This is a genomic window from uncultured Nitrosomonas sp., from assembly GCF_902826915.1.
Lineage (GTDB): Bacteria > Pseudomonadota > Gammaproteobacteria > Burkholderiales > Nitrosomonadaceae > Nitrosomonas.
This window is the reverse complement of sequence record NZ_CADEGP010000111.1, coordinates 1-5,546: the sequence shown is the minus strand read 5'-3', so window position 1 is coordinate 5,546 and position 5,546 is coordinate 1. Positions and strand designations below refer to the sequence as shown.

The following is a 5,546-nucleotide window of genomic DNA, read 5'->3' as shown; positions in this document are numbered from 1 at the left end:
ATTCCGATACACATTTGACTCTCAATTCAACAATTGATTGCTACAGAGCCTTTTTTTATCACACAAAACAAAATCAAAATGTTTTGATGAAATACTGCTAAATGCAATACTCCATTGTTTTCGACTTAATTCTTTATTAGGCGTAAGTACATCTGCAACACGAACTTTTCCAAATGCTTCATAGCTATCAGATAAAGCCTGATTCAATCTCTTCCGGGTTTAATTCCTCGCTCCTTGGGGCGAAGGCTGGTTGAAAATCGGCAGTCTGAAGAGCGCTTTTAATACCTCGCTGCTTGCGGCGGGGTGCTTTATTTCGAAGTAATTTATCACATACACATACAATAGTGTGCAAACATGTGCTGGAATACCTTTTAGTATAATTGGGCTATAAACAGGGTTAGAAATGAACGCCCCCGCCCCAAGGAGCGAGGAATTAAACCCGGAAGAGATTAAAGTGTTCATGTGTGCACACTACTATGTGTGCATAGTATTAATTTGTGATTTTTTGTGCAATTGTTGGTTTTTTTCTGCTATGAAAAATCATATCTAGAGCTTCTCCCAAAAGTTGCTGAACGCTACTATCTTCATCAAGTGCAATTTGTCTAAGTTGCTTGGATACTTCTTCAGAGAAATACCCTCCGATATGTTTGGTGTTTTTTCTTGATGGCCTATCGTGGATAGATCCAGCTTTATCTTCCATATGAAATTTTGTTATGTGTTCTTCGGGTTTCTTTTTAAGCGCGTTGACGAATTTGTTTGACATGATTACCCTTTTCTTCTGATTTAGTATTGCATTTATTCATGTGTGCACACATGAATAAATGCAAATCTGATATTTCTTTGGCCGCTTTGCCGCTTGGCTCAATCTCTTGTGCTGTTTGACCTGTAATTATCGAACGTGAAAATGCTACTCTGTTTACAAGCTGAATAGGACAAACAGATACTTCAAGTTGGGCTATTGCTTCTATAGCTTCTTTTGCTTCCTGTCCTTGGGCTGAGGTTGCATTCATCACGACATAAATTGCTGCATTTTTTGTACGTATCAAATCAAGGGTGTTTGTGATTGCTTCCATATCCATGATAGCGGGGCGGCAAGGTACAAGAACTACGTCTGCAATCTTGGCGGCTTCTAGGGCTGCGCTGTCTGAGTGAGGCGCCGTGTCAAGAAATAATATTTCGCAACCCGCATCTTTTATACGCTGTATTTCATTCGGCAAGCGGCTCGCATGGGCAGATATAACAACGGGTAGTTCTGCTTCACGTCTGTCTGACCATTTTGTAGCAGATGCTTGTGGGTCTAGATCAATGATGGCCGTATTTTTTCCCGCCGCTGCTGTAGCAACCGCCAAATGAAGGGCAAGGGTAGTTTTTCCACTCCCACCTTTTTGACTAATAACCGCAATAATTTTCATATAACTATCTTTTTTGTTCATGTGATCTCACAGTAATGTGTGCACACATTATATACTGCACCAATGCATCTGTGCAGTCAAGAAAAAAGATGCGCGACCAGCACGACCATCTAAAAATTCTCCTTTAAGGCCTAAAGTTTTTCAATTTCTGGTCGTAGTAGTTAATCTCTTCCGGGTTTAATTCCTCGCTCCTTGGGACGAAGGCTGGTTGAAAACCGGCAGTCTGAAGAGCGCTTTTAATACCTCGCTGCTTGCGGCGGGGTGCTTTATTGTAATGATCAACTAAAACCGGACACTTTTTTAGGCAGTCTTTCTATAAAACATACGCTCAAATTGCAAAGGCGATTGGTAGCCTAATTTTGAGTGTGTTCAATGCCGCGCATAATTTATGAGGTGGGTGAGTTCTGTGAAATTTTACTTGACCCGGTGGGTTTTTCAACGGCCCGTTAAATCCACTGCGGAATTCCTTCTTGTCCTTTTCATGTGTATTTACCAGCCTGGATTGAGCAAGATTATCACTTAACGAACTGTCTTAATTCGCGAGGCCACTTCTCTATCTAGAGTTCATGCAATATTCGATCCAGGTATCAAAATTATTTTCGCGGATAATATTCCCGCGTATAATGCTAATATTGGAAAAAAATCCCACGTAAGTTAAGTTAACGTAGCTTAGATTAAGTTGTGTTGATAGTTGATGGTAATTGATTATGATTAAACTTGTAATATTTAGGGTTTACACCACCACTAAAACGAGTTTTGGATACCCCGATTGATACTCAATGATAAATTCTGGCCGAAACTAGGGAAGATTTTGCTTCAAGAAATCATTTATAACAAGCACAATCTGTGCATGATGATAGAAAATATGCTGTATTCAAATGCAGGTTTTGGTTGTCCGCGGAGAAACTCGTCGAAGACGTTTAGCTGCTGGATTCAATCTACAAAAAGTTCAATACCTAGTCGTCTAATAGCAAGTAGCGCAAGGTTCTTAAGGTGCTGATCATTAATCTTGATTGGAACCGGTTTTATTGATGGCAGCTATATTAAGGCACATCGGCATAGCACAGCATGAATGTCATGTTGCGGGAAGCGGGAAGCGGGAAGCAGCAAGCTGGCTGTGCAACGCCCCGAGTTTCATTGGGTCAATACGCTGCTTGGCAATCTCAAGACTGCGCGCAGTGAAATATGCCATGCATTTAATCACGCCAAATATGCGCATCACTATCTTGCACAATTCTCTTATCGCTTCAGCCGCCGTTTCGATTTGGCTGTTATGGTGTCGCGATTGCTCCACGGAGAGTATTGTAGATTGTGTTTTTGAAGTTAGCGGCGCACGCGGAGCAAATTTATTTTAAAAGGAAAAATATGATAAGTACAATAACATGCTCTAGCTTGGAGCATCTTGTAAAGAAATGCAATCTAGTTTTTTTAGTAAGTCTGATTAGCGCATCCTTAATTGGAACAGCGGGGGTGCATGCCAAAACAATTGGGCCACAAGCAGTAATACCCACTAGTGTCGCTAAAGGGACTTTATTCGCAAAACCGAATGGAAGCGGCACAGCTTGTTCAATGACTGCTCCTTGTGATATCTGGACTGTAATCAGCAAAGCCAGGGGCGGAGACGTGGTGTTCCTGCGTGCGGGTACATACGTCGTTTCTAAGAATATTAGATTTGCGAATAGTGGCACAGCAGCAAATCCGATTGTTTACGAGAGTTATCCTGGCGAATTTGCGGTATTTGACGGAGGTCAGCTTCCAAATGGCACGGATATTAATATCATTCTGAACGGAAATTTTACACAGTTGCGCAACTTAGAAATAAGAAACATGCCCATGCGGGGTATTGTGATTACCGGATCAGACAACTTGATTGACGGTATGCATACTCACCACAATGGGCTATCTGGCATTCATATCTGGAGCGATCTGAATGACTTTCCTAACGTTTCAGACGCATCCAGAAACATCATTCGTAACAGCATCGCTCACGACAATTCTGGGGTGGGAGACTATAGTCCCATATATGCAAACGGTGGAAATTCTGACGGTATCGCTATCTCTAGCGGCAACTATAATCGCATCGAGAACTGCCTGGTATACGACAATTCAGATGATGGTATCGATACGTGGCGGTCTACTCACAGCTATGTAGGGTATAACATTGTTTATTCAAATGGCATTGGTAGCGGTAACGGCACTGGCATCAAGGCAGGCGGTGCATACCCAAGTATTAACACGATAGTAGAACACAACCTATCGTATTTAAATAATGGCATAGGCATCAACTCCAATTTTGGCACTCATGTTACGTTCTCCAATAACACCACATGGAGTAATAAAGTTGGTGGCTACAAGGTTGGTTCCGATACTATCCTTAATGAGAATATTTCATCGGATACAGCTAAGAAGTTTGGCAGTGGTATCGAGACAGACAATTCATGGCAGCGCTCCGGCAGTGTCGCTTTTATTAGCACCGATCCCGTATCTACAAATTTCCTAGTGCCTGGAAGTAACGGTGGTTTCGACGACATTGGAGCCTTCGTGAATGTAGATAATGGCGGCAAAGTCACATCTCTCCCCGATATCATTGTCACTCAACTTTCCTATACCAATGGCATCTTCATGAGCACGGTTAAAAATCAGGGTGCCGCAGCAACCCCTGCAGACGTAGTTATCGGCGTAGGATATTCAATAAATGGTAAGTACAAAACCTGGGGAGCCGTAAGAGGACCCTTAGTCGCAGGAGCATCTGTCACTATTGGCACTAATGGTGCTCCCTACACCATTCCTGACGGAACACACACGATGACGGCTTATGTTGATGACTTAAACCGATTTATGGAGTCGAACGAAACTAACAACAAGCTTTCCAAATTAGTAACAGTGCCATAAGTTCGATAATAAACGCACTAAGTTAAATTAGGCTCTGTTGCAAAATAAATTTGCTCCGCGCGCGCCCTGCGATTCCCCGTGGCAAGACTACAGGGAATCGCAGGTTGACTCATTAGTCGACCCTGAAAAAGTATCGAACAATAATTATTCCAAGCAAGCTGCCGGGAATAATGAGGGGCTATAAAAATGTAGCGCTTGATGATTTGAATTTCCATCCAGGCATTCAAGCAGTCTGCATCTTTCTCCACGGAAAAAGAGCCAAACAATGGCTCGCAGCCATTGTTTCATGTTCCAGGAAGCAGCGACCATCAACAAGTTGATGTGATCGCCAGACGCGCCTTTCAGGTAATTTCTGGACTGACCTGGTTTAATGAAACCGGATATTCCAGTTAAGAGAAAATAGCTTAACTGGAGGAAGAAATGATAACGAGGAAACAATATACAAAGGAATACAAATTAGATGCAATCAGTCTGGTATAGGATCAGGGCCGTACGACATCGGAAGTGTCTCGAAGCCTGGAAATTAGTGCCAATATGCTGAGGAGGTGGATCAGGAAATACCAGGCGGATAAAGCTGATCAGTTATTCCGGGGTAATGGGAGACTGACACCGAAGCAAGAAGAAATTCGACCGTTGAAGGCGCAAATCAAGCAGCTCAAACTGGAGAGGGAAATACTAAAGGAAGCGGCGGTCTTTTTCGTGAAAGAAACGAAGTGAAATATTCGTTCATCACCCAAAGGAAGAAGACCTACCCGGTTGGCTTGATGTGCCAACTGATGGGTGTAAGTCGTAGCGCCTACTATGATTATGTCCGGCGCACTGACAATTATTCTGAAAAACAATGTCACGAGGAAATACTTGAAACGGTTCGAGGCATAGCGAACTCCAGCAATCATAGCTACGGCAGCCGCAGAATCGTAAAAGCACTGAATGCGTTGGGTTATCCGGTTGGTCGCTGGAAAGCTCGAAGCCTGATGCGGGAAGCCGGCGTGCAGTTCAAACATCGGAAGAAATACAAAGTGACAAGCAACAGCAATCACAAACAGGAGCGAATCCACTGGCGGCATTACCAAACCCGCTATGCAGCACAGCAAGATGTGCTGCACTATATTTCCATGTTTTATAACAGCCATCGATTGCATTCAGTCTTGGAATACAAAAGTCCGAATCAATATGAGCTAGAAACAAAAATGTTGAAAAAAGTCGCTTAACTAAGTTGTACGGTTTTACTTGACTAGGTCA

Annotated in this window: 4 protein-coding genes and 2 pseudogenes; 3 read left to right on the top strand and 3 right to left on the bottom strand. The window is 42.9% G+C overall.

Features of this window, described 5'->3' with window-relative positions:
* Positions 1–21: 21 nt before the first annotated feature.
* The 3 genes from QZV86_RS13275 to parA all read right to left on the bottom strand — a co-directional run bounded on the left by QZV86_RS13275 (position 22) and on the right by parA (position 1,433).
* Positions 22–207: a DUF2726 domain-containing protein gene (locus QZV86_RS13275; protein WP_295629088.1), complete on the bottom strand. Its 186-nt coding sequence runs from the start codon at positions 205–207 to the stop codon at positions 22–24.
* Positions 208–490: 283 nt separating this feature from the next.
* Positions 491–763 (bottom strand): ribbon-helix-helix domain-containing protein, encoded by a 273-nt coding sequence (locus tag QZV86_RS13270; protein WP_295629085.1) that lies wholly within the window; start codon positions 761–763, stop codon positions 491–493.
* On the bottom strand, positions 735–1,433 hold the full coding sequence (gene parA, locus QZV86_RS13265; RefSeq protein WP_295629082.1) for a ParA family partition ATPase: 699 nt from the start codon (positions 1,431–1,433) through the stop codon (positions 735–737). Before parA ends, QZV86_RS13270 begins: the two co-directional genes overlap by 29 nt.
* Positions 1,434–2,538: 1,105 nt before the next feature.
* On the opposite strand from parA, the pseudogene QZV86_RS13260 reads away from it, so the two are divergent.
* The 3 genes and pseudogenes from QZV86_RS13260 to QZV86_RS13250 form a co-directional block, all read left to right on the top strand.
* Positions 2,539–2,733: pseudogene (locus QZV86_RS13260) on the top strand (IS1595 family transposase); the annotation flags it as partial.
* Between the two features lie 44 nt (positions 2,734–2,777).
* A complete protein-coding gene (locus QZV86_RS13255) occupies positions 2,778–4,304 on the top strand; it encodes a right-handed parallel beta-helix repeat-containing protein (RefSeq protein ID WP_295629079.1) in 1,527 nt (508 codons plus the stop codon).
* Between the two features lie 420 nt (positions 4,305–4,724).
* Positions 4,725–5,515, top strand: a pseudogene (locus QZV86_RS13250) (IS3 family transposase).
* The last annotated feature ends 31 nt before the right edge of the window (positions 5,516–5,546 follow it).